18 protein-coding genes are annotated in these 24031 nt (G+C 71.0%); 3 read left to right on the top strand and 15 right to left on the bottom strand.

Annotated elements, in window-relative coordinates; all coding sequences use genetic code 11:
- Positions 1-49: 49 nt before the first annotated feature.
- The 7 genes from N8J89_RS17285 to N8J89_RS17255 all read right to left on the bottom strand — a co-directional run bounded on the left by N8J89_RS17285 (position 50) and on the right by N8J89_RS17255 (position 9810).
- Positions 50-1036, bottom strand: coding sequence for a family 43 glycosylhydrolase (locus N8J89_RS17285; protein WP_283665381.1), 987 nt, complete (start codon positions 1034-1036; stop codon positions 50-52).
- The gene (locus N8J89_RS17280) at positions 1033-1920 is read right to left on the bottom strand and encodes an alpha/beta hydrolase family protein (protein ID WP_283665380.1); all 888 of its coding nucleotides are present in this window, start codon (positions 1918-1920) and stop codon (positions 1033-1035) included. Before N8J89_RS17280 ends, N8J89_RS17285 begins: the two co-directional genes overlap by 4 nt.
- Positions 1921-1948: 28 nt before the next feature.
- A complete protein-coding gene (locus N8J89_RS17275; protein ID WP_283665379.1) occupies positions 1949-3787 on the bottom strand; it encodes a rhamnogalacturonan lyase in 1839 nt (612 codons plus the stop codon).
- Between the two features lie 24 nt (positions 3788-3811).
- Complete coding sequence (locus N8J89_RS17270) at positions 3812-5830, bottom strand: RICIN domain-containing protein (protein ID WP_283665378.1); 2019 nt, start codon at positions 5828-5830, stop codon at positions 3812-3814.
- 19 nt (positions 5831-5849) lie between these two features.
- The gene (locus N8J89_RS17265; RefSeq protein WP_283665377.1) at positions 5850-6896 is read right to left on the bottom strand and encodes a BNR repeat-containing protein; all 1047 of its coding nucleotides are present in this window, start codon (positions 6894-6896) and stop codon (positions 5850-5852) included.
- Positions 6893-7681, bottom strand: coding sequence for a glycoside hydrolase family 16 protein (locus tag N8J89_RS17260; RefSeq protein WP_283665376.1), 789 nt, complete (start codon positions 7679-7681; stop codon positions 6893-6895). Before N8J89_RS17260 ends, N8J89_RS17265 begins: the two co-directional genes overlap by 4 nt.
- A gap of 140 nt (positions 7682-7821) precedes the next feature.
- Positions 7822-9810 carry an RICIN domain-containing protein gene (locus N8J89_RS17255; protein WP_283665375.1) on the bottom strand — a complete coding sequence of 663 codons (1989 nt, stop codon included), beginning with the start codon at positions 9808-9810 and terminating at the stop codon, positions 7822-7824.
- A 233-nt stretch (positions 9811-10043) separates the two neighbouring features.
- Here N8J89_RS17255 and N8J89_RS17250 point away from each other — a divergent pair, with 233 nt between their 5' ends.
- From N8J89_RS17250 to N8J89_RS17240, 3 genes are read left to right on the top strand one after another with little or no spacing between them, the layout of a single operon-like run.
- Entirely contained in the window at positions 10044-10427 is a 384-nt protein-coding gene (locus N8J89_RS17250; RefSeq protein WP_283665374.1) for a hypothetical protein, read from the top strand.
- Between the two features lie 55 nt (positions 10428-10482).
- Positions 10483-11070 carry a carbonic anhydrase gene (locus N8J89_RS17245; RefSeq protein WP_283665373.1) on the top strand — a complete coding sequence of 196 codons (588 nt, stop codon included), beginning with the start codon at positions 10483-10485 and terminating at the stop codon, positions 11068-11070.
- Between the two features lie 8 nt (positions 11071-11078).
- Positions 11079-12572, top strand: a complete 1494-nt coding sequence (locus tag N8J89_RS17240; RefSeq protein ID WP_283665372.1) for a SulP family inorganic anion transporter — start codon at positions 11079-11081, stop codon at positions 12570-12572.
- A 13-nt stretch (positions 12573-12585) separates the two neighbouring features.
- Here the strand turns inward: N8J89_RS17240 and N8J89_RS17235 are convergent, their stop codons facing one another.
- The 8 genes from N8J89_RS17235 to N8J89_RS17200 all read right to left on the bottom strand — a co-directional run bounded on the left by N8J89_RS17235 (position 12586) and on the right by N8J89_RS17200 (position 23981).
- Entirely contained in the window at positions 12586-13890 is a 1305-nt protein-coding gene (locus N8J89_RS17235) for a jacalin-like lectin (protein WP_283665371.1), read from the bottom strand.
- A 14-nt stretch (positions 13891-13904) separates the two neighbouring features.
- On the bottom strand, positions 13905-16883 hold the full coding sequence (locus tag N8J89_RS17230) for a glycoside hydrolase family 3 C-terminal domain-containing protein (RefSeq protein ID WP_283665370.1): 2979 nt from the start codon (positions 16881-16883) through the stop codon (positions 13905-13907).
- Positions 16884-16910: 27 nt separating this feature from the next.
- Positions 16911-17918 carry a LacI family DNA-binding transcriptional regulator gene (locus N8J89_RS17225; protein WP_283665369.1) on the bottom strand — a complete coding sequence of 336 codons (1008 nt, stop codon included), beginning with the start codon at positions 17916-17918 and terminating at the stop codon, positions 16911-16913.
- The gene (gene yicI, locus N8J89_RS17220; protein WP_283665368.1) at positions 17902-20256 is read right to left on the bottom strand and encodes an alpha-xylosidase; all 2355 of its coding nucleotides are present in this window, start codon (positions 20254-20256) and stop codon (positions 17902-17904) included. The genes N8J89_RS17225 and yicI overlap by 17 nt, the downstream gene beginning before the upstream one ends.
- Positions 20253-21086, bottom strand: coding sequence for a carbohydrate ABC transporter permease (locus tag N8J89_RS17215; protein WP_283665367.1), 834 nt, complete (start codon positions 21084-21086; stop codon positions 20253-20255). The genes yicI and N8J89_RS17215 overlap by 4 nt, the downstream gene beginning before the upstream one ends.
- Positions 21083-21976, bottom strand: coding sequence for a carbohydrate ABC transporter permease (locus N8J89_RS17210; protein WP_283665366.1), 894 nt, complete (start codon positions 21974-21976; stop codon positions 21083-21085). The genes N8J89_RS17215 and N8J89_RS17210 overlap by 4 nt, the downstream gene beginning before the upstream one ends.
- Positions 21973-23256, bottom strand: a complete 1284-nt coding sequence (locus tag N8J89_RS17205) for an ABC transporter substrate-binding protein (protein WP_283665365.1) — start codon at positions 23254-23256, stop codon at positions 21973-21975. Before N8J89_RS17205 ends, N8J89_RS17210 begins: the two co-directional genes overlap by 4 nt.
- 197 nt (positions 23257-23453) lie before the next feature.
- Positions 23454-23981, bottom strand: coding sequence for an SgcJ/EcaC family oxidoreductase (locus tag N8J89_RS17200; RefSeq protein WP_283665364.1), 528 nt, complete (start codon positions 23979-23981; stop codon positions 23454-23456).
- Positions 23982-24031: the final 50 nt, after the last annotated feature.

Genomic DNA, 24031 nt, shown 5'->3' with positions numbered 1-24031 from the left:
AGGTAGCTGGTTACCGATCGAGACTACAGATGGCCGCCACCCACGCCTCCTATCTGCGGACCGGGTTGATGCCGGTCAGGGTGGGCACCACCGGCTGGATGCTGCCGTCGCGGTTGAAGCGCATCCGGTCGATGGCGGTCTCCCGGTGCGTGCCGTCTCCGCCAGGGATGGCGAAGCGGTGGTAGGCGATGTACCAGTTGTCAGAGCCGGGCGCGCGCACCACCGAATGGTGCCCGGTGCCCTTGATGCCCTGGTCCAGCCGCTTGCTGAGGATGACTCCGCGCTTGGTCCACGGGCCGAGCGGGGACGGGCCGGGGGCGTAGGCAACCCGGTAGTCCTCGCTGCGGGTGTCCCCTTCCGACCACATGAAGTAGTAGGTGCCCTTGCGCTTGAACACGAACGAACCTTCGTTGTAGTCCTGGGGTTTGTGCGTGCGCACCTTCGCCGGGTCGAAGGAGACCATGTCCGGGTTGAGCGGCACCTGGTGGGAACCGCCCTGGCCCCAGTACAGGTAGCTCTGGCCGTCGTCGTCGGTGAACACCATCGGGTCGATCATCTGACCGCCGTAGGTCCCGGCGGGGACGAGGGGTTTGCCCAGCGCGTCCTTGAACGGGCCGGTCGGTGAGTCCGAGACGGCGACACCGAGGTGCTTGCCGGTGTCGCCGGTGGCCTTGCCGCCGCTGAAGTAGAAGTAGTGCTTGCCGTTCTTGCGCGCCATCGCCGGGGCCCAGGCGAACTTGTCCGCCCAGGAGATGTCCTTGTCCAGGTCCAGGATGACGCCGTGGTTCCGCCAGTGCACCAGGTCGGTGCTGGAGTAGGCGGAGAAGGTGCTGCCGCCCCAGCCGGGGAAGCCGTCGGTGGTCGGGTACAGGTAGAACCGGCCACCGGCGGCGGTGAGGTGCGGGTCGGCGGTCAGGCCGGGCAGCGCGGGATTGCCCGTGACCGTCCCGGTTTCCGCCGCGGCGGGCAGTGCGCCGCTGAGCAGCAGCGCACTGACCGCCACGACCGCGGCCCGCCGGAGGTGGTTGCCCCTCATCGCAGCACCGACTCCCAGATCGTGCCGCTGGAGGAGGCGCCGGCAGGCAGCCGGTCGCGAGCCGCGGTGTCGCCGTAGAGGCTCCAGCGCATCCAGTCCAGAACCGTGTTGCGGGTCCGGGCGCCACCGAGGTACCCGCCGTGATCCCCGCCGCGGTAGGTGAGGAACGCCTTGGGGCTTGGCAGTTCCCGGTAGGCCTGGCGGGCGGAGGAGTAGGGGCAGGTGGTGTCCCGGTCGCCGTGGATGAACAACACCTTGGCCTTGACCGAGCTGCTCGGGTTGCCCATGTCCACACAGGCCATCGGGATCGCGGCGGTGATCCGCGGGTCGGGCGCGATGGTGAGCAGGCCGTGCGTGGTCATGCCGCCCATGGAGTGGCCGGACACGCCGACACCGGGCGCGGCGTTGATGTGGCCTGCCAACGGGTCGTTGCCGGTGTTGAGCGCGAGTGTCCGGCTGATGACCTCGGAGACGTCCTTGGACAGGTTGCCGTTGTAGGCCTCCCCGATGCCGTGCCTGGTGAAGACCGGCGTCGCGACGATGAAGCCTGCCGCGGCCAGGGGGCGGACCGGCGCTTGGGTGGTCTGTGGGTTGCCGCCGAGGCCGTGGGTGTACTCGCAGACCGGGAAGACGCCGTCGGCGACGGGCGCGTTGGTCACCGGGTTGCCGCCGGGGGTGCCTTTGGCCGGGTAGTAGATGAACGTGGTCACCTGCCGGTTGCCGCGCATCCAGTTGTACTGGCGCACGCCGACGGCGAAGGGCTTGGTGGGCGCGGTGGCCAGCGGGCTGGTGGCCAGCGCCTGTCCGGCGCCGAGCAGGCCCAGGCCGAGGCCCGCCGCTCCGGCCGCGCCAACACGCAGGAAAGCACGTCGTTGCATGGTCATGGCTGACTCCGTGGGTGTGGTTCGGGCGTCACGGGTTGAGGAAGCTCGCGTGCGGCGGCTGGTTGTAGGCGGTGTTCTGCCAGGCCACGGCCAGCCGGTACTGGCGGTCCTGCATCAGCGAGGCCCGGGAGATGGTGGTCGGGGCGGTGGTGGAGTGGATCCGCAGCGCCCGGTTGTCGCTGGTGCGCCAGATGACCTCCTCCCGCCAGTCACCCAGGATGTCGGCCTGCAACACCGGGGTGGACTTGGTGCCGTTGTTGGCGGAGACCCCCGAACCGGTCAGCAGGCGGGTGTCGCCGCCGGTGCCGTACTTGCTGATCTGGGTGCCGTCCAGCAGCTCGCGCTGGGCGTCGCCGTCCCACCAGATCACGAAGTTCTGCGAGCCCGGCTTGCGCGCGGCGACCTGGTTGCCGTTGGCCGCGCTGCGCAGCCCGCCCACCGCGCCGGACCAGATCTCCGCGCCGGGGCTGCCCGCCCACACATCCGCGGCCACGCCTCGGCCGTTGTCGCAGTTGCACGCCGGCGCGCGGTAGATGACCTGGCCGGTGCGCGCGTCGTGGACGTCCATCGCGGGCTGGTTGCCCGACTCGTGCACGGTGAAGACTTCCTGGCCGGGTCGGCTGGGGACGAGGTCGCTGACGTGCAGGGCGTCGCCGTGGCCGAAACCGGTGCGGTACATCAGCGTGCCGTTGTCGTCGATGGTGGCCGAGCCGTAGATGATCTCATCCCGCCCGTCACCGTCCACATCGGACACCGACAGGTTGTGGTTGCCCTGCCCGTAGGCGCCACCGCTGCGGCCGGAGTCATAGGTCCAGCGGCGGGTGAGCTGACCGCCGCGGAAGTCCCACGCCGAGACCACCGCGCGGGTGTAGTAGCCGCGCGCCATGATGATGCTCGGCCGCGCACCGTCCACAAAGGCCGTTCCGGCCAGGAACCGGTCGGACCGGTTGCCGTAGTTGTCGCCCCAGTCGGAGACGTTGCCGCGTGGCGGGACGTAGTTCTCGGTGTCCAGGACCGCGCCGTCGGAGCCGCGGAACACGGTCAGGAACTCCGGTCCGGCCAGCACGTAGCCGCTGGAGTTGCGGTGGTCGGCATTGGCGTTGCCGATCACCTGACCGGTGCCCGAGCGGGTGCCGTCGGCGGTCTTGACCGCGAGCTCGGCCTTGCCGTCGCCGTCGTAGTCGAAGACCTGGAACTGGGTGTAGTGCGCGCCGGAGCGGATGTTGCGCCCCAGGTCGATCCGCCACAACCGTCTGCCGTCCAGCTTGTAGGCATCCAGGATGGTGTTGCCGGTGTGGCCGGCGTGGGCGTTGTCCTTGGCGTTGGTGGGGTTCCACTTCAGCACGATCTCGTACTGCCCGTCACCGTCGAGGTCCCCGACACTGGCGTCGTTGGCCTCGTAGGTGTACGCGCCGGAGGAGGTCGAACCGCCCGGCGGGATCTGCAAGGGCACGTCCCGCGTGCTGGCCGTGACGCCGAGCTCGCCCTCGGTGTGCGCGGCCATCCGCAACGGCGGCGTCGCGGGGCCGGTGCGCGCCGACTCCACACCGTCGACCACCGGGCGCACCTCGTAGACCGCCTCGGCTGAGGCTCCGGTGTCCTGGAAGTTGGTGCGGGTGACCGGTTCCGGCGTCACCTTCTTGCCGTCGCGGTAGACCACGAACGCGGTGGCAGGGGCTTCCCCGGCCGCGAGCCGCCAGCTGAGGAAGTTGCCGTTACCGGTGTGCACGCTGATCAGGCCGCGGTCCAGCTCCTCCGCCTGCGCGGCGGCTGGTGCGGCGGCGGTGGCAGGGTAGGCCGCGGCGGTGGCCACCAGGGCCGAGGACGTCGTGATGAGCAGTGCACGCATCACCGTTGACTTGTGCATGGCAGGGTCCATTCGTTGAAGTGGCTACTGAAAGGTTCCTGGTGCGCCCGGCGTCCGGTCGGTCACCCGCCACCGCTGGCTCGGCGCGGAGGAGGCGTCGGCGGTGGTCACCGCGGCGCCGTCGGCGGTGGACTGACCGGCCACGTCGAGCACCCGGCCGGTGGCGGCGTTGACGAAGGTCCAGCTGCCGTCACCGGTGGTCGACATGATCCACTGCGCGGACTGGCTCACCGGGGTGCCCGCCGGTTCCAGGACCGCCGCGTTGCCCCTGGCCGCGATCCGGGCGCCGCTGCTCTGGTGCACGATCTCGTACCGGTCGCGGTTTCCGTTGGCGCCACCCAGTTTCCGCACCGACCACTGCTGCGCCGGGCTGGCGTCGCTGGTGCGGATGACCACCCCGGTGCCGCTCGCGGCAGGCGCCATCGACTTGCCGCTGGCCACCCCCGCCAGCTGGTACCGGTGACCGGGCTGGATCAGCGCGGCGTCCTTGGCCACGCCGGAGACACCGTCCACGAGGAAGGTGGTGACCGACTTCGCGGGCACGGTCAGCTTCGCCGACCCGCCGGAGACGCGCACCGGGTTGCCGCGCACGAGCGCGCCCGCCGAGCTGGTGACCACCGGGGTCACCGAGGCCTGCGCGGAGATCCGCCCGAACCGGGACAGGTCCAGGGTCACCGTGCGGGTGGCGGCGCCGTTGTTGACGTGCACCACCTTCGCCTGCGCGCCGGAGCGCGCCACCGCGGCCACGGTGCCGGGCTGGTCGGTCCTGACGAAGCGGTCGCCGGGCCGGATGTGGTGGGTGAAGTTGCGGATGGTGTGGAACTTGGTGTTGGTCCGGATCGGGCAGGTCTGCAAGGTGTCCTTGGCCGTGCAGGTGAACGGCACGTGGATGCTGCCCCAGTTCTTGCCCGCGCTCACCTGCGGGCCGGTGTCCTCGATCGGCTGCCACAGCACCCAGGCCGAGGGTTCCAGCTCGCGGATGTCCTCCACCATGCGGGTGGCGATGCCCAGCCCCGGTTCCATGCCGGTGTAGTCGGTGCCGGTGCCCCAGGTGCCCTCGATCTCGCTCATCCACAGGTCGCGGTGCGCGCCCTTGGCGATGTCGCGGGCGCTGGTGCGCTGGCCGGTGCCGTAGGTGTGCACGTTGAGCTGGCCGATCGCGGTGCGGGCCGGGCCGTAGCCCTGCCAGTTGCGCGCGAAGAGGCCGGGGTTGGTCTCGTCCATCGCGGAGACCTCGGTGCGCGAGCCGAGCCGGTCCAGGGCGCGCCGCGAGGCCAGCAGCACCTGCTGTTGCAGCCCGGGTCCCGCGTGCGCGCCCTCCTGCCGCCCGCCGGTCGGCTGGCCGTCCGGGCCGAGCTGGGTGCCCCAGTAGTTGGTGTTCGGCTCGTTGAGCGGCGCGAGGGTGCCGAACTTGATGCCGTGCGCGCGTTCCAGGTGCGTGCTCACCCGCGCCAGGTAGGTGGCGAAGTCATCGACCCGCTCCGGGCGGATCTGGTCGGTGTTCGGGTTGAAGCCGCCGGAGACGTAGCCGCTGACGGTCTGGAACCACGGCGGGGAGTTGCTGAAGGACTCCCAGTGGGTGACCTTCTGCTTGATCTGGTCAACCCACCAGCGCTGGTTGGCATCGGCGTCGAGGTTCCAGTGCGCCGGGTTGTCCGGCCGCCACCAGTCCTTGTCCTTCTGGGTGGTGCCTGGAGGAGCTTTCCAGAAGCCCTCCATGGTCGCGCCCTTCTTCATGTAGTCCTTGCGGACGTCCGGGGCGTTGCCGCCGCCGATGTTGTAGCGGGCGATGTTCAGGCGCAGGCCGTCCTCGCCGAAGAGCAGGTCCACCAGCTTGCGGCGGATCGGCTCCGGGTAGCCGCCGGTGGCGTTGGCGAACCAGACCAGGCTGGTGCCCCAGCCCTCGAACTCCTGCTGCTGGTAGGAGGGATCGACGCGCACGGTGACCGCGTCACTCGGCGCCGCGGCGGCGGGGAGGACCGCGCCGGCCACCAGGCTGGCGGTGAGCGCGAGTGATCGGAACAGACGGCCTCTGCTGGTCATGGGCATCCTTGGTGGTGTGCTAGGTCTGCTGGTACTGCACGGAGAGAATCCCTTGCGTGCCAAGGCGGGAGGCGTCCACGCTGACCTCGCCGAAGGCGCGCAGCCCGGCCCCGTCGAACACCAGCCGCCAGTCCGTCCACCCGCTCGCCTTGCTCGCGGCCACGATCCAGCCGCCCGGCAGAACGAGGTAAGCGCTTTCCAGGCGGCCAAGAACGATCTTGCTGCGCTGGGTGTGGTTCGGGGCGACCGGCACTTCCCGCTTGGTCCAGCCGCCGTCGGCGCCGCGGACGAGGTGGAAGGCGCGGCCGCGGTCGTCGCTGTAGACGTAGCCGGTGTCGTGGTTGGTCAGCCCGCCCCGCGCGCACAGCACACCGGCGTTGCCCTCGCGCCAGGTGAACGCCGCGTGCAGCCGCCCACGCCGGTCGTAGGTCAGGCCGTGCAGGTACATGTTCCTGGTGCCGGAGACCACGCCGTTGGGGCCGGTGTAGGAGCCGGTCGCCGAGGTCCAGGCGCCAAGCTTGCGCCAGGTCCCGCCGGAGTACTCGGCCAGCTCGTTGACGCCGTTGCCGGAACCGCCGGTGCGGTAGCTGAACTGGAGCCTGCCCTCGGGCGTGACCACGAACCGCGGGTAGGTCATCGCGCCCAGCTCGACCTCGCCGAGGGTGCGCCGCACCTGACCGAAGGCGATCGCTCGCCAGGGCTGCCCGCCCCCGGCCAGGCCGGGGGTGGACCGCAGGTAGTGCAGGCGGGTGTTGTGCGTGTCCAGCGCGACGTGCACGGTGTCGTCCTGCGGCGAGATGCCGAGGGAGATGACGTTGTGCGAGTCGTCCACGCTGAGCCGGTGCGGCAGCGTCACGGTCTCCCAGCGGCTGCCGCCCACCGGCCGCCTGCCGATCACCGCGTGGCGGCTCGCGGTGTACCAGGTGGCGTACTGGTGCCCCTTGTGGGTCAGGATCGCCTCCTGCTGGAGGGAGTTGTTGTTCACCACGCCGTCGTAGGAGACGAAGTACAGCGCCGAGGAGTCCAGCAGCGCCAGGCTCAGCAGGACGGCCCGCCGCCCGCTCATGCCCTGGTCCGTCCGATGTAGACGTTGCGGGCGCGGTACACCGTGTCCCCGCCGGGTCCCGGACTGCCCGAGGAGCCTTCCATCTGCAGGTTGAGGATCACCCACAGCGGCTTGCCGACGAAGTTCCGGCCGGTGTGCTTGGCGATCCACTTCCCGTCCAGGTAGTAGTGGATCTCCACGTCGGTGCCGTTGACCTTGGTGATCCAGGCCCGGTAGGTGTGCCAGGAGCCGGGCGCGGACACCCCGACGGTCGTGGTGGAGACGTCACTGGCGGAGCGGAAGGTGTTGAACCAGTTGCGGTTGTCGCCCTTGAACTCCAGGATGTCGCTCTCCGGCGGCCAGCTGCGCACGCCGGTCAGCCAGAACGCCGGCCAGGTCCCGCGCGTCGACGGGGCCTGGAACTCGCCCCTGACCTCGTAGTTGGGGAACGCCTCGGTGACCAGCACCTGGTCCTTGGCGTGGATCGCGCCGGAGTGGTAGCGGATGGGCAGGTGCGGGGAGGCGGAGCTGTTGCCCTCGTTCCAGGAGATCCGCGAGGCGCGCAGGGTCAGCACGCCACCGGAGAGCGAAACGTGGTTGTGGTCGGTGGCGCTGGCGTACATCCGCGCCGAGCCGTTGTGGTCCGAACCCCAGGGGTAGCGGTAGTTCCACTCCGACTCCAGCGCGCCGTAGCCGCCGAAGGAGCTGGGCGTGACCACGTCCTCCCAGGTCGCCGCCCGGCCGAGCCCTGGACTGGCCAGGCTCGCGGTGACCAGCAGGGCCAGTGTGGCTGCTGTGGTGCGCATGGTGGTGCCACCCTTCGCTTCGGCGGCGGAGCTGGGGACAGCGTGCCGGATCGCGAGCCGGGTTGTCCAGGAAAACCGTTGTGCGGCAACGCTTTCGTCGAATCGACGGCGAATTCGACGATGGATTCGACGCCGCCGCGCTATCGGAGCTGCCGGGAGGCCGTCCAGCGCTGGTTGTCCTTGGAGGTCGGCTGGTACAGGCCGATCCGCGCGCCGTCGGCCTGGGACTCGCCGGTCACGTCGAGCACCGCGCCGGTGCCCGCGTTGACGAAGGTCCAGCTGCCGTCGCCGGTGGAGGAGGGGATCCACCGGGCCTCCGGGCCGTCGGCCGTGCCGGGCCGCAGCACCACCGCGCCCCCGGCCGCGGCCAGTCGCTGCCCGGTGGCGGCGTTGACCACCGCGAACTGGGCCCGGTTGCCGTAGCCGCCGGACTTGCGCTCCAGCCGCCACACCTGGTCCGCGGCCGCCGGGTCGGTGGTGCGCTGCACCAGGTCCGTGCCCGAGGGCGCGAGCGACTTGCCGCTCTGCGCGCCGGTCAGCCGGTAGTCGCCGCCCAGCGCGGCCTCACCGCGCACCCCGCTCACCCCGCGCACCTGGAAGGTGGTGACCGAGCGGGCGGGCACGGTCAGCGTGGCCTTGCCCGCGCGCACGCGCACCGCGGTGCCCTCGGCCAGCGCGCCGCGGGCGTCGGTGACCACCGGCCGTACGCTGGCGTATGGCGACACCGAGGCGAACCGGGACAGGTCGAGGGTCACGGCCTGCGGCTGGTCGGTCTTGTTCAGGTGCACCACGGAGGTCAGCTCCGCGCCGGGTCCGCGCACCGCGGCCACGTCGGTGGTGGTGTCCACCGCGACCAGCCGGTCGCCGGGCCTGATGTGGTGGGTGAAGTTGCGCAGGGTGTGGAACTTGGTGTTCACCCTGGGCGCGCAGGTGGCGAGGGTGTCCTTGGGCCCGCAGTTGAACGGGATCTGCACCACGCCCCAGTTCATGCCGGCCGGGGACTCGCCGCCGGGCTTCATGTTGTCGTAGTCCTCGATCGCCTGCCAGAGCTGCCAGCTGCGCGGCTCCAGCTCGCGCAGGTCGTCGATCACCCGCTCGGCGATGCCCAGGCCGGGGTCCATGCTGGTGAAGCTCTGCCCCGGACCCCAGGAGCCGTCCACCTCGCTCATCCACAGCGGCTTGTCCGCGCCCTTGGCGATGTCCCGTGCCGAGGTGCGGCGGCCGGTGCCGTAGGTGTGCACGTTCAGCTGCCCCACCTCGGCGCGGACCTCGGCCGGGTAGCCCGCCCAGTTCTCGGCGAAGATGCCGGGGTTGGTCTCATCCGGCGCGGAGACGGCCGCCCGCAACGACTTCGCCCGCAGCGCCGCGGCCACCGGCGGGATGACCTTGGCCTGCAAGGCCGGGCTCATGTGCGCGCCCTCCTGGCGGCCGCCGGTCGGGTTGCCGTCAGGTCCCAGGGTGGTGCGCCAGTACGGGGTGTTGGGCTCGTTGAACGGGTCCAGGGTGCCGAACCGGATGCCGTGCGCGCGTTCCAGCTCGACCATCGCCTGGGTCAGGTAGGCGGCGAAGTCCTCGACCCGGTCCGCGCGCAGCTGGTCGGTGTTCGGGTCGAAGCCGCCGGAGACGTAGCCGCTGACCGTCTGGAACCAGGGCGGGGAGTTGCTGAACGCCTCCCAGTGGGTGACCTTCGACTTGATCCGGTCCACCCACCAGCGCTGCCGGGGGTCGGCCGAGGCGTCGAACAGGCGCGGGTCGCCTGGCCGCCACCAGTCGGTGTCCTTGCGCGTGGTGCCCGCCGGCGCCCGCCACCAGCCGGGCACGGCCGCGCCGGGGCGGAGGTAGGGCGGCACGTCGGGGGCGTTGCCGCCGCCGATGTTGTAGCGCGCCATGTTCAGCCGCAGCCCCTGCTCGCCGAAGAGCAGCTCGGCCAGCCGGTCGCGGATCTCCGCCGGGTAGCCCCCGGTGGCGTTGGCGAACCAGATCAGGCTGGTGCCCCAGCCCTGGAACGGCTGCTGCTGGTAAGTCGGATCGGGCCGGACGGTGGTCGAGGGCGCGGCCGCCGCAGCCGGTGTCACCACGGCGGCGAAGGCCACTGCCGACGCGGCGAAGATGCTGATCAGTCTGGTCATCGGGTTCCCGTCGGCAGGTTATGTTTACGTAAACATCTAGCCCTCCCGGGCCATCCCCGTCAAGAGGGGTTGGCAGTACACCGGGTATGCTGGGATGATTGGCGAAGCATTCGGCGCGCAACGGCGCGCGTCTCAGAATGCGGAAATTCTTCGGAAATTCACGACGCAGAACTCGACTTTTCCGAATCACCGCTGGACAGTATGATCAAGGACGAGTCCGGGAGGGGAGGACAGTGCGCGCGGTCTTGCTCGCGATTGTGCTGAGCCTGCTGGGTGTGCTCACCCCGGCCTGCGAGCCCCTCGTCGAGAACGCCGCCGTGCTGCCATTGTCCGGCCCGCACAGCCCCGAGCCGTCGAAGGAAAGCCACCACCCGGCCAAAGAGGGCCACAAGCCCGCGAAGGAAAGCCCGAAAGAGGAATTCCCGCGCAAGGCCGCCAGGGAGGCGCCCGCCCGCCTGGTCGCCCGCCGGCCCCGCCCAGCCACTGAACTCCTTGCCGCACAACGCCCCGCGCACGACATCCGGCCGGACGCGCACCGCCCGCCACACCGGGTGCGACCGGCCGAGCACCTGCGCGAACTGACCTCACCTCCGGCATTACAGGTGTTCCGGAACTGATCAGCACGGATGTCGCTGAACAGCTGAACACACACAATGCACAGTGAGGGATCCCATGGATATCCGTCGCCTGATCGAACGCGCCCGCGAACACCCCGTCCGGCGTCCGGAGAACGCGGGTCGCAGCCTCGCGGCCGGTCAGCAGCCCACCGCCTTGTTCATCACCTGCGCGGACTCGCGCATCGTCCCCTCGGCCATCACCGGAGCCGAAGCGGGCAACCTGTTCGAACTTCGCACCGCGGGGAACGTCATTCCCGAATACCGCGAAGACGCCCCCACCAGCGAGATGGCCACCATCGAGTTCGCCGTGGTCGGGCTCCGGGTGCCCGAGGTGATCGTGTGCGGGCACTCGCACTGCGGCGCGGTCAGCGCGCTGCACGGCGCGGCCATCGACCACCTGCCCACCATGCGCGGCTGGCTCGCCAAGCACCACCGTCTGCCCGCCGCGGCCACCGCGGCGGATCCGGCGCTGCGCGAGGAGGGGCAGCGGCACCTGCTCGCGCAGTTGCGCACGCTGGAGGCCTACCCGTTCGTCCGCGAGCGGGTCGAGGCCGGTGAGCTGCGGGTGCACGGCTGGTTCTACGACATCGAGACCGGGGCCGTGCTGACCCCGGCCGCGGCCTCGACCTTCCAGCCGCTGTGAGGCCGGCCGTGACCAGGACGATCGAACCCACCCAACAACACGCTCTCCCGCCCCGCCGCCCCGGCTGGCGGCAGACCTTCGGCCAGGACCTCGGCGCCTCGCTGGTGGTGTTCCTGGTGGCCCTGCCGCTGTGCGTCGGCGTGGCGGTGGCCTCCGGGGTGCCCGCCGAGCTGGGCATCGTGACCGGCATCGTCGGCGGTATCGTGGTCGGCCTGCTGCCGGGCAGCAGCTTGCAGGTCAGCGGCCCGGCGGCCGGGCTCACCGTGCTGGTGGCCGACGCGGTGGCCAAGCACGGCCTCGGCGCGCTCGGCCTGATCGTGCTCGGCGCCGGGCTGTTGCAGGTGCTGCTCGGCGCGCTGCGCTGCGGCACCTGGTTCCGCGCCATCTCCCCCGCCGTCGTGCAGGGCATGCTGGCCGGCATCGGGCTGGTGCTCATCCTCGGCCAGCTCTACCCGTTAGCCGGTGCCGCCCAGCCGGTGAGCACCTGGGCGAAGGCGGCCGGGCTGCCGGGGCTGGTGGAGTCGGCGCTGACCACCCCGGCCGGACTGAGCGCGCTGGCGGTAGGCGTGCTCACCGTCGTGGTGATGACGCTGTGGCAGCGCGCGCCGCAACGCCTGCGCGTCGTGCCGGGCATGCTGGTCGGCGTGGTCGTCGCGGCGGCCGTCGCGCTTCTCGCCGGGCTGGACGTCCAGCGCATCCAGGTGGGCAACCTCCTCGAGCAGGTCCAGCTGCCGAACTTCTCGCTGCTGGATGCCGGGGTGCTGGGCTCGGCGCTGGTGTTCGCGCTGGTGTCCTCGGCGGAGAGCCTGTTCAGCGCGGCCGCGGTGGACCGCATGCACAGCGGTCCGCGCACCCAGTACAACCAGGAACTGGTCGCGCAGGGCGTGGGCAACACGGTGTGCGGCCTGCTGGGCGCGCTGCCGATGACCGCGGTGATCGTGCGCAGCGCGGCCAACGTCAACGCGGGCGCGCGCACCAAGGCCAGCCGGGTGCTGCACGGGGTGTGGCTGCTGCTGTTCGCGGCACTGCTGCCGGGCCTGCTGACCTACCTGCCTGCCGCGGTGCTGGCCGCGCTGCTGGTGCACGCGGGCTGGAAGCTGCTGGGCCTGCGCGCGGTGGCGGAGATGCTGCGCGCCGACCGGGCCGAGGGCGCCATCCTGGTGCTCACCGCGGGGCTGATCGTGAGCACCGACCTGCTCACCGGCACCCTGGCCGGGCTGCTGGCCGCGGTGCTCAAGACCGCGTGGGACGTCTCGCACCTGTCGGTGACGGTCACCCCGCGGGGCTCCGAGGACGAGGTGGTCGTGCTGCGCGGCAACGCGACCTTCCTGCGGTTGCCCAGGCTGCTCGCGGTGCTGGAAGGCCTGCCGCTGACCAAGCACGTGCGGCTGGACCTCACCGGTTTGCGGCACCTGGACCAGGCCTGCGGTCAGGCCATCGACCACTGGGTGGCCCGGCACCGCGAGGCAGGCTTGGACGTGCACGTGGTCAAGGCGGAGTGAGGTCCCGCGCCGGTCAGCCGGGCAGGTAGATCACGCCCAGCTGGTCGACCTCCGCACCGGCCCGGCCGGTGAACCCGGCGATGCGCCAGCCCGGCGGCGCGGTGAACGTCACCGCGTCGCCGGTCGGCCGCCCCGCGCTGACCACCCGCCCCCGGTCGGTGGCCAGCTGCGCGGAGAAGATCCTGGTGCGGCCGGAGTGCTGGCCCTTGGTCAGGGTCAGCCGGATCAGGCGCTCACCGGCAGCCAGGGTCAGCGTGTTCGCAGTGCCGCCGGAACCGCCGTGCCGCAGGGTGGCGCCGTCCGCGCGGGTCAGCTCCACCGCGTCCAGGCGTTCCGCGCCGCGCAGCAGCACCGAGCGTTCGGCCAGCGGGCCGCTGACCCGGTCCAGGTCGGTGAACGGCGTGCCGTGCGGGCCGCCGAAGTGGTCGCTGAGCCGGATGCCCTCGGCCAGGGTGAACTCGAACCTGGTCAGGTGCGGGTAGTGGTCGGAGAGCGGCTTTCCCTTGGCGTCCAGGAACTTGGCGTGCTCGTTGTGGTAGGAGCGCGCGCTGAGCCGGAGCAGCCGGTTGCCCCGGTAGAAGATCTTGTCCACCACCTCGCACTCATCGGTGACCGCGGCCGGGTCGCACACCAGCGCCGGTGCGCCCGCCGCCGGGGGCTGCCCGCCACGGACCAGCTCGACCCAGGGATCGGTCAGGCCCGCGCCCGTGACCAGCTCGCGGATGTTGTCGCCGGTGCGGGTGTAGCGGGTGTTGGTGTCGCCGGTGACCAGCACCGCGTTGCCCGCGGAGTGGGTGGCGATGAACCGGGTCAGCTGGGTGATGTTCGCCCGGCGGGCGGCCAGGTCGGCCTCGGTGCTGCCCGCGTTGGCGTGCAGGTTGTAGTGGTCCAGGTGCACGCCCTCGGCCACCCGCAGCCGGGAGACGGTGAAACCCTTGGGGGTCAGGCAGTCCGTGCCGTTGCACGCGGACCAGGTGACCCTGGTGAAGTCCTGCACCGGGAACGCGGACAGGGTGTTGAGCCCGTCTCCGAGCCCGGCCCCGCCGCTGGTGGCGGTGCGGTGCGGGTGGTTGTCCCCGGCGTAGAGGGCGGCGTGGTAGTCGAAGTCCTCCTGCACGGCCACCACGTCGTAGGGCGCGAGCCGGGGACTGATCAGCGGGGTGTTGACCGCCGGGTTGCCCGAGGAGAGTCCCTCGGGCAGTCCGGCGATGTTGTAGGTGAGCACCGAGAAACCGCCGCCCGCGGCCATGGCGGGGGTGGTGGGCAGGGTGAGCGAGAGGGCCAGTGCCAGCCCTGCCGCGGTGAGCCTCGTTCGCATGGCCGGACCCCTTGTCAGCGCAGGGAAAGGGAGCTGATCCGCAGGTCGCCGCCGAAGACCAGGTACACGTCCCGGCGGCCGTGCGCGCCGGTCAGCGGCGCGGTGATGGTGGTGTAGCGGTAGGCGTCGCCGGTGCTGGGCACCGTGGCGGTGCCGATCACCGGACCGCGCACCGGGTCGTCCAGCCGCAGCTGCACGGTGGTCTCCCCTGGCGCCGCCCTGGCCACCGCGGCGGTGAGGGTCTTGGCGTTGAGCCGCACGTCGCTGAACTTGATCCAGTCGCCGGCGGTGGCGCCGACCGCGTCGCCGCGGGCCTTGGTCTCATCGACCAGGTCCACGCCCCGGTAGTCGTCGAAGTCGACGGCGCGGGCCGGGCCGGTCAGCTCGCGCGGCGGGATGGTCTCCCCGTGCACGAACAACGTCGCGCGCTGCCGGATGTCGGTGGCGGAGCGGCCGACCATGATGTCCCGCGGACTGGTCTCCACCACCCAGCGGTTGCGGGTGACGTCCCAGTGCGCGAGGTCGGCCGCGCGCAGGGTCAGCCGCACCGTCCTGGTCTCACCGGGGTTCAGGCGCACCCGGTCGAACCCGCGCAGCTGCCGCAGCGGCTGCTTGTCCCGGGAGGCGCGCTGGTGGGTGTAGAGCTGCACGACCTCCTCCCCCGCCCGCGCACCGGTGTTGGTGACCTGCACGCTCACCGTCACCTCGCCGTCGGCGGCCACCACCGGTTTGTCCAGCCGCAGGTTCCGGTAGTCGAACTCGGTGTAGGACAGGCCGTGGCCGAACGGGTAGAGCGGGTCGCCGCGGAAGTACTGGTAGGTGCGGTCGTTCTTGATGATGTCGTAGTCGAACAGGCTGGGCAGGTCCCGCTCGGAGCGGTACCAGGTCTGGGTGAGCCGCCCGGTCGGGTTGTGCGCGCCGAAGAGCACGTCGGCCAGCGCGCGGCCGGTCTCCGCGCCGGCGTGCGAGGTCCACAGCACCGAGGGCACGTGCTGCTGGATCCAGTTGATCGTGGACGGGTAGCTGTTCTCCAGCACCACGACGGTGTTCGGGTTGGCCGCGCGCACCGCCTCGACCAGTTCCTGTTGTCCCGCCGCGAGGTTGAGGTCCGCGCGGTCGTCGTCCTCGCGGCCGCTGATGAACGGCATGCTGCCCACCACGACCACCGCCGCGTCCGCGCCGCGCACCGCCCGCACCGCCTGCTCGACCCCGCTGCTGACGGTCTCCCTGGTGAAGGTGGTCGCCGCGGCCGGGGTCGCCGCGCTCACCGTGAGCCTGCCGTCGGCCCCGGCCACCACGTACTTCTTGTCGCCGAACCAGCCTTCGTCGGTCTCGTTGCCCGCGTACTCCAGCACGTGGCCGCCGCCGTGCGGGGTGAGCTTGAACTGCTGCTGGACGTACCAGCCGATGGGCTGCTCGGCGTTGCTCACCAGGGTGCCGCCGGAACCGTAGGAGACGTAACGGTTGTTGGCCGCCGCGCGCAGCGCGAGCACGCCCTCGCCCCAGTCGAAGGAGTCGAAGTGCTGCCCGGCGCCCGCGCCGGTCACGGTCAGCGCGGAGCCGTCGGCCGGGGCGGTGACGTAGCGGCCGTCCGGGGTGCGCAGCGCGATCCGGTCCACGCCCTCGTCGAAGGCGACCGAGCCGCCCGCGCCCAGCCGCTCGGCGATGCCCTGGCGCGGGGTGACCCGGTAGGGCAGCGAGCCGGAGTACCAGTCGGTGTAGAGGGTGTCGGCCAGCGGCCCGACCACCGCGACCTTCTTGGCCCGCGCCGGATCCAGCGGCAGCGTGCCGCGCTCGTTCTTCAGCAGCACCATGGCCTCGGCCGCGGCCTTGCGGTTGAGCCGCTGGTGTTCGGGGCTGTTCACCACGTCCTTGGTGATGTGCCCGTACGGTCCGCCATCCGGGTCGAACTCGCCGAGCCGGAACCGCACGCTCAGCATCCGCCGCACCGCGGTGTCCACATCGGACTCCGCGATCAGCCCTCGCGACAGCGCGGTGGTCACCGCGTTGATGGTCTTGCTGGAGTCGGTGTCGTCGACGGTGAAGCTCTCCACCCCGGCCTTGAGCGTGGCCGCGTCGGCCTCGGCCCGGTCGGCGTAGTACCGCTGCGACCGCACCAGGTTGTTCGGCCCGGCGGCGTCGGTGACGTTGAACAGCTCCCGCTTGGTCCAGGAGCGGACCACCTCGTTGGCGTCGGCGTGCGCGGTGGCCGGGCGGCCGTTGATGAGGTTGTAGGCCATCATCACGCCGGTGGCCGCGTCCGCGGAGATCGCGGCCCGGAACGCGGCCTCCTCGTACTCCTTCTTCACCCTCGGCGGCAGGTTCGAGGAGGTGGTGGTGCGCCGGGTCTCGTTGTTGTTGGCCAGGTAGTGCTTGAGCACCGGGGCCGCGCGCAGCCGGTCCGGGTCCGGTCCCTGCACGCCCTTGCCGTAGGCGGTGGAGAGCACGCCGGTGAGGTGCGCGTCCTCGGCGTAGCCCTCCTCGTTGCGGCCCCAGCGCGGATCGCGCAGCAGGTTGACCACCGGCGCCCACAGCTGGAGTCCCCACACGTCCGGGTTCTCCGCGTGGTAGCCGCGGGCCTCGGTGCCCACCACCGCGCCGACCTGCCGGACGAGCTCCGGGTTCCAGGTGCTGGCCAGCCCGATCGCCTGCGGGAAAACGGTGCCTGCCGCGGTCACCACCGAACCGCCGGTGGACCTGTCGGTGGACCAGCCGATGCCGTGCAGGGCCTCGGTGCCGGTCTTGAACGAGCGCACGCCCAGCCGCGGGATGGCCGGTTGGTACTGGTGCAGCAGGGAGACCTTCTCCGGCAGGGTCAGCCGCCGCAGCAGGTCATCGACCCTGGTCGGCAAGGGCAGCCGGGGATCGCGGAACCGGTGGTCCGGCTCGGCCTGGGCGGCAGGGGCGAGCACACTGGCGCAGGCCAGCACCGCGAGCAGCGCGGCAAGTCCGCGGCCGGTGCGGCCTCTCCTCGTTGGGGACAGGGCAGCCACGCTGGTTCTCCTTGTTCTGGCAGGGTTTCAGGCGCGCGGGGACGCGGTGCTGGCCCGCTCGGTCAGCCGGGGCGGCAGCAGCGCGGTCCTGGGTGGTTCGTGGCCGTCCAGCTTGGCCACCAGCAGCTCCACGGCCCGCTCGCCCAGCTCCTCGGCGGGTATGGCGACCGAGGTGAGCGGGACGGCGGCGCGCTCGGCCTGCTCGTCGGGGCACAGCGCCAGCACCGAGAGGTCCCTGGGCACCAGCACGCCGGCCCGGCCCAGCTCGGCCAGCAGCGCCTCCAGCACGAACTCGTTGTGCACCACCAGCGAGGTGGCCTCCGGCCGTTCCCGCAGCACCGCCCTGGCCAGTGCGCGGGCTGCCTCGGGGTCGGCCGCGCAGGGGTAGACCGTGGTGCGCACGCCCAGGTGGCGGGCGGTCCGCTGCAGGCCGTCCCGGACCCTGGCGGCGAAGCCGGTCTCCCTGGCGTAGACCTCCGGCGGAGAGCCGATCAGCACGACCTCCCGGTGCCCCAGCGCGGCCAGGTGCCGCACGCAGCGCTCCCCCGCCGCGGCGAAGTCCAGGTCCACACAGGTGAAGCCGTAGTCCTCCGCGGGCAGGCCGATGAGCACCGCGGGCCGGTCCAGCTCCCGCAGCACCGGCAGCCGCTCGTCGTGCAGCTGCACGTCCATCAGCACAAAAGCGTCCGCCAGCGCGGAGCGGGCGACCCGGCGCAGTCCCTCCGCGCCCTCCTCCTGGGTCAGCAGCAGCACGTCGTGGTCGTGCCGCCGGGCGGCGGTGGCCACCGCGGCCACGAAGCGCATCATCACCGGCACGTGCACCCCGCTGCGCAACGGGATCACCAGCGCGAAGACCTTGGCCCGGCTGCTGGCCAGCGACCTGGCCCCGGCGTGCGGGCGGTAGCCCAGCACCCGGATGCTCTCCTCCACCCGGCGCGCGGTCTCCTCCGAGATCGACCGCTTGCCGCTGAGCACGTAGGACACCGTGCTCGGCGACACCCCGGCGTGCCGGGCCACGTCAGTGATCTTGATCATCGTCGCTCCCCTGGACCACCGTGACCACCGAGCTGTCCGCCTCGATGAGCGTGCCGTGCGGGTGCGCGGAGCTCCGCCCGCCGTCGACCGAGCGCACCGAGCCGATTCCGACCAGCAGCACCCGCCAGCCGGTGACCTCCCGGTCGGCCTGCACCATGACCGTGCGCCCCATCCGCGCGGTGTCGAAGACCACCGCGGTCGCGCCGGAGACCTCCGGCACCCTGGTGCGTACCCGCGTCCCGTCGGCGAGCTGGTGCACGTGCAGGGTCACGCCCTCGGCGTAGTCGTAGTCCGGCCGGTCATCCACCGCGCCGAACGGGATCACCGAGCCGGGCCTGGCCAGCAGCGGCAGGGACTGGAAGTCGTAGCGCCGCCGCAGCCACCGCCCGCCCGGCACCGCCTCGCCGGTCAGCACATCGGTCCAGGTGCCCTCGGGCAGGTAGTAGGAGACCTCGCCATCGGCGCTGAACACCGGTGCCACCAACAGGTCCTCGCCGAGCAGGTACTGCCGCTCCAGGTGCGCGCAGGCCGGGTCCTCGGGGAACTCCAGCGCCATCGCCCGCAGCACCGGCACGCCCTCGGTGTGCGCCTGCACCGCCGCGGCGAACAGGTACGGCATCAGCCGGGCCTTGAGCCGGGTGAAGAACCGCAGCACCGGGGTGGACTCCTCGTCGAAGAGCCAGGGCACCCGGTAGGAGGAGCTGCCGTGCAGGCGGCTGTGCGAGGACAGCAGGCCGAAGGCGATCCAGCGCTTGAACAGCGCCGGGTCCGGGGTGCCCTCGAAGCCGCCGATGTCGTGGCTCCAGAAGCCGAAGCCGGACAGGCCGAGGGACAGCCCGCCGCGCAGGCTCTCCGCCATCGCCTCGAAGGTGGACTCGCAGTCCCCGCCCCAGTGCACCGGGAACTGTTGGCAGCCAACGGTTGCCGAGCGGGCGAAGACCACCGCCTCGCCCTCGCCGCGCCGTTCGCGCAGCAGGTCGAAGACGGTGCGGTTGTAGAGGTAGGTGTAGTAGTTGTGCATCCGCTCGGGGTCGGCGCGGTCGTAGTAGACCACGTCGGTGGGCACCCGTTCGCCGAAGTCGGTCTTGAAGCAGTCCACGCCCTGGTCCAGCAGCGCGCCCAGCTTCTCGGCGTACCAGCGGCGGGCGGCCGGGTTGGTGAAGTCCACCAGCGCCATGCCCGGCTGCCACAGGTCCCACTGCCAGACATCGCCGTTGGGCCTGCGCAGCAGGTAGCCCTTGGCCTGGCCCTCGGCGAAGAGCGCCGAGCGCTGGGCGATGTAGGGGTTGATCCACACGCACACCTTGAGCCCGCGGGCCTTGAGCCTGGCCAGCATGCCCTCGGGATCGGGGAAGGTGCGCGGGTCCCACTGGAAGTCGCACCAGTGCAGCTCGCGCATCCAGAAGCAGTCGAAGTGCACCACGCTCAGCGGGATGTCCCGCTCGCGCATGCCGTCCAGGAAACCGGTGACGGTCTGCTCGTCGTAGGAGGTGGTGAAGGAGGTGGACAGCCACAGCCCGAAGGACCAGGCCGGTGGCAGCGCGGGCCGCCCGGTCAGCGCGGTGTAGCGGCGCAGCACGTCCTTGGGCGCAGGACCGTGGATGAGGAAGTAGCGCAGCGACTGGCCTTCGACGCTGAACTGCACCTTGGACACCGCCTCCGAGCCCACCTCGAAGGAGACCAGCCCCGGGTGGTCGACCAGCACGCCGTAGCCCGCGCTGCTCAGGTAGAACGGCATGTTCTTGTAGGCCTGCTCGCTGGCGGTGCCGCCGTCGGCGTTCCAGATGTCGACCACCTGGCCGTTCTTCACCAGCGGCCCGAACCGCTCCCCCAGCCCGTAGACCAGCTCGCCCACCGCCAGCCGCAGCTGCTCGCGCACGTGGTGCCCGCCGTCGCCGGTGGTCATGAACCCCATGCCGTTGTCGCCGCTGGAGGTCAGCACCCTGCCGTCGGCGATGAAGTCCAGCGACCACGGCCTGCCGCGGGCCACCCGCACCGACAGCTCGCCGGAGCTGAGCACCGCCTCATCGTCCACAATGGACACCGAGTCCCAGTCGTCCGTGCCGGCCGAGCGCTCGGCCACGGCCAGCTCGAACCTGGGCTTCCTGGGCTGCTCCCCGGCGAAGTGGGTGATGGTGACGCCGATGACCCCCGGCATCGGCGCGGTCAGGCCGACGGTGACCACCGGGCCCTTCAACAGGTCGCCGCGGTGGCGCACCCGCCTGGTGGGCGCGTGCACGGTGAGCGAGCCGGGTCCCGGCGTCACGTCGTGGGCCTGCACCGGGTGCTCGGCGCGCACGCCCTCGCGCAGCAGCCAGTAGCCGTCGCTGAACTTCATCGGCCCATTCCCGCGGTCAGTCCCCTGGTCAGGGTCCGTTGGAAGATGAGGAAGAACGCCACCGCCGGGATGAGGCCCAGCAGCGCGGAGGCGCTGGTGGTGGTCGCGTCCATCATGCGTTGCCCTTGCAGCACACCGAGTGCCACCGGCACGGTCTGGGTCTCGTTGGACACCAGCAGCACCAGCGGCAGGAAGAACTCGTTCCAGGTCCAGATGAAGAAGAACACGAACAGCACGCCCAGCGTCGGCCTGCTGACCGGCACCACCACCCTGATCAGCACCTGCCAGGAGTTCGCGCCGTCGATCCGGGCCGCCTCCAGGATCTCCCGCGGGAACTCCCCGAGGATCGAGGACAGCAGGTAGGTGCCGAAGGCCGCCTGGACCACGGTGAAGACGATGATCACGCCGAGCTGGGTGTCGTACAGGCCGACTTCCTTGAACAGGTAGTACAGCGGGTAGACCAGCGCCTCCTGCGGCATGGTGTTGGCGATCAGGAACAGCACCACGATCCACACCCGCCCGCGCACCCGGCCGATGCCCAGCGCGTAGGCGTTGCACACCGAGACCAGCACGGCCAGCACCGCGACCGCGCCGCTGATCAGGAAGCTGTTGAGCAGCTTGCCGCCGAAGTCCACCCGCTGCCAGAAGTCGATGATCCCGGCCAGGTGCAGCCCGTCAGGCAGGCTCAGCGGGCCGTCGGCGGCGTACTCCGCGGGCGTCTTGACCGCGTTGAGCGCCACGATCACGAACGGCGCCAGCATGGCCACCGCCAGCACGAGCAGGGAGAGCAGCACCGCGGTGGCGGGCCAGCCGATCCTGCGCCGGGTCATGCGCTCGCCCCCACCCGCTCGCCACGGTGCTGCACCCGGACGAAGACCGCGGTCAGCGCCAGGATGAGCACCAGCAGCACGGTGGCGATGGCCGCGCCGTAGCCGACCTGGGTGCGCTCGAAGAAGTTCTGGAAGCTGAAGTAGGCGGGCACCGTGGTCGCCCCGCCGGGGCCGCCCCTGGTGAGCACGTAGATCGGGCCGAAGACCTTGAGCGCGGCGATGGTGCAGGTCAACAGGACCACGTAGCTCTCCGGCCGGATGTGCGGCACGGTGATGTGCCAGAACCGCCGCCACCAGGACGCGCCGTCGAGGTCGGCGGCCTCGTACAGCGCGGGATCCACCCGCTGCAACCCGGACATGAAGATCACCACCGGATAGCCCAGCTGCACCCACACCAGCACGCCCATCACGCTGTAGAGCGCCAGATCCGGGTTGCCCAGCCAGTCCTGGGCCAGCCCGCCCAGGCCGAGGCCGGCCAGGACCTCGTTGAGCGCGCCGTTCTCCGAGGCCAGGATCCAGCTCCAGACGATGCCGGCCACCGCGATCGGCAGCACCTGCGGCAGGTAGAGGCAGGCGCGGATGACGCTCGCGGTGCGCGGGCCGAACCGCTTGCCCACGATGTCGAACAGGGTGGCCGCCAGCACCAGGCCGAGCAGGGTGGGCAGCACCGCCATGGCCAGCACCAGGCCGATGTTGTGCCGGAAGGAGGCCCAGAACGTGCTGTCGGCGAACAACCTCTGGTAGTTGTCGAGTCCGGTCCACTGTGGATCGCCGACGCCCGACCAGCGGGTGAGGCTCAGGCCCAGGTTCATCACCAGCGGCACCAGGATCACCGCCAGGAACAGCAGGGCGCCGGGGATCAGGTAGAGCCAGTAGGCGCGGGTCCTCATCTGCCGACCGTGGCCAGGTTTTCCTGGTACGGCTTGGCCAGCTCGGTCAGCACCTGGTGCGGCGGCGCGGCCCCGGTGATCAGCTTCTGGGTGCCGGAGACCATGGCGTCGTAGTAGCCGGGCGCGGGCCAGTCGGGGTAGAAGGCGAGCCCGTCTCCCTGCACCAGCGCGGCGAAGTCCTCGTTGAGCACCTTGGTGCGCGCGTCGGTGGCAGGCGCGGGGTCGGCGGCCACCGCGATGGCGCCCGACTCGGCGAGCTTGTTCTGGATGCCCTTGCGCATGGTGATGTCGATGAAGTCGTAGGCCAACTGCTTGTTCTTCGAGCCCTGCGGCACCACCCAGTGGTTGCCTGCCGAGCCGGCGCTGAGCTTGTTGCCGGGCCAGCGGAAGGTGCTCCACTGGAAGCCGGTGATCTCCTTGGCCAGCCTGCCGTGCCACCAGCTGCCGGAGATCATGATCGGGTGCTCGCCGCGGGTGAAGGCCGCGCCCATGTCCTCGGCCTTGACCCCGGCCGCGGTGCCCTTGAGGTATCCCTTGCGCACCCACTCGGCGAAGGTCTCCGCGGCGTGGCTCCAGGCGGCGTCGTGGAAGTCGACCGGGCCGGTGTAGCGCTGGAAGCGGTCCACCCAGCCGCGGTCGGCCTTGCTCAGCGCGAGCTGGTAGAGGATGTGCTGGGCCGGGTACTCCGCGCCGCCCACCGCCAGCGGGGTCACCCCCGCGGCGACGAAGGTGTCCATCGCCGCGGTGAGTTCGGCCAGGGTGGTCGGCACCGCGATCCCGCGCTGCCGGAAGGCGTCCTGGTTGTAGTAGACGGTGACGTACTCGGCGTAGTTCGGCACGCCGAACCACTTGCCGGAGCCCATCACGCCGCGCTCGTCGTACTTCGCGGTGGTCTGCAGGCCGGGGGCGAGCAGCTTGTCCCAGCCGCGTTTCCCGGCTTCCTCGCTGAGGTCGGTCAGCAGGCCCTGCCGGGAGAGCAGGCCCGTGGTGGCGTTGCCCTTGTTGTACTCCAGCACATCCGGCGCCTCACGGGAGTTGAGCACCATCGGCGCGGTCTTCTGGATCTGCTCGAAACCCTTCTCCTGGAAGCGGACCTGCACCCCGGGATGACTGGCCTCGAACTCCTTGATCGCCTGCTGCCAGGCGATGCCCATGGCGCTGTTGGGCGCCTCGTAGTGCCAGACCTCCAGGGTGTTCGCATCCGAGTCCCCGGAGCCACCACAGCCGGCGGCCACCAACAGCAAGGCGCTCAGCGCCACGATCCGCACTCGCCGGAACATCGATGTCCTCCAGGAAAACGGTGACTCAGCATCGAATCGAAGCGCTTCGACCGCGAAAGCTACGGCCACCCCGCGACCACGTCAACACCGCACTGGCCACGACTTTCCGGAAACTTTGCTACCTGATCGAGCGGATTCGGCCGGACGTCCCGGCCGAATCCGCGATTCGACGATATTCGACGATGGCCGTCGAACGGTTACTTCTCCGGCATGGCCGAGGAGTGGTGCGCGGCGATCAGCCAGCGGCCGCCGACCTTCTCGTAGACGTAGGTGAACCGGGCCTGCGCGGTGGAGCCGTCCTTGAAGGTGAACAGGTAGGTGCCGTTGTTCATCGCGGTGTCGCGGTCCAGCACGGTGACCGTGGAGCTGAGGATCCGCCCGCTGGGTCCCTTGGCCAGGAAGGACTTGAAGTAGTCCAGGATGGCGGCCCTGCTGGTGCGCACCTCGTTGGACAGGGTGGGCAGCAGCACCGCGCCCGGGGTGTACAGGTCGGCCACCACGGTCGGCTGACCGGTGGCCAGCGCCGCGTTCCACTGCTGGAACAGCGCGGCGATCTGTTGCTGGCTCGGCTTGCCGCCCAGGTGCAGGCCCAGGTCGACACTCAGTCCGGTCGCGGCGACCGGCGGTGCCGCGGCAGCGCTGGTCGCCGCGGTGGCGGGCACCGCCGTGATGGCGAGCAGGGCGGCGGCCGCCGCGACGATCCGGACCCCGTTGTTGACACTCATCGTGCTCTCCTCTTCGCCCGTCAGTGGGATTGACACCACTCTCGGAGCTG

The organism is Crossiella sp. CA-258035 (assembly GCF_030064675.1).
Lineage (GTDB): Bacteria > Actinomycetota > Actinomycetes > Mycobacteriales > Pseudonocardiaceae > Crossiella.
Note: the sequence above shows the minus strand (reverse complement) of the source record. Positions and strands in the feature narration are given on the sequence as shown.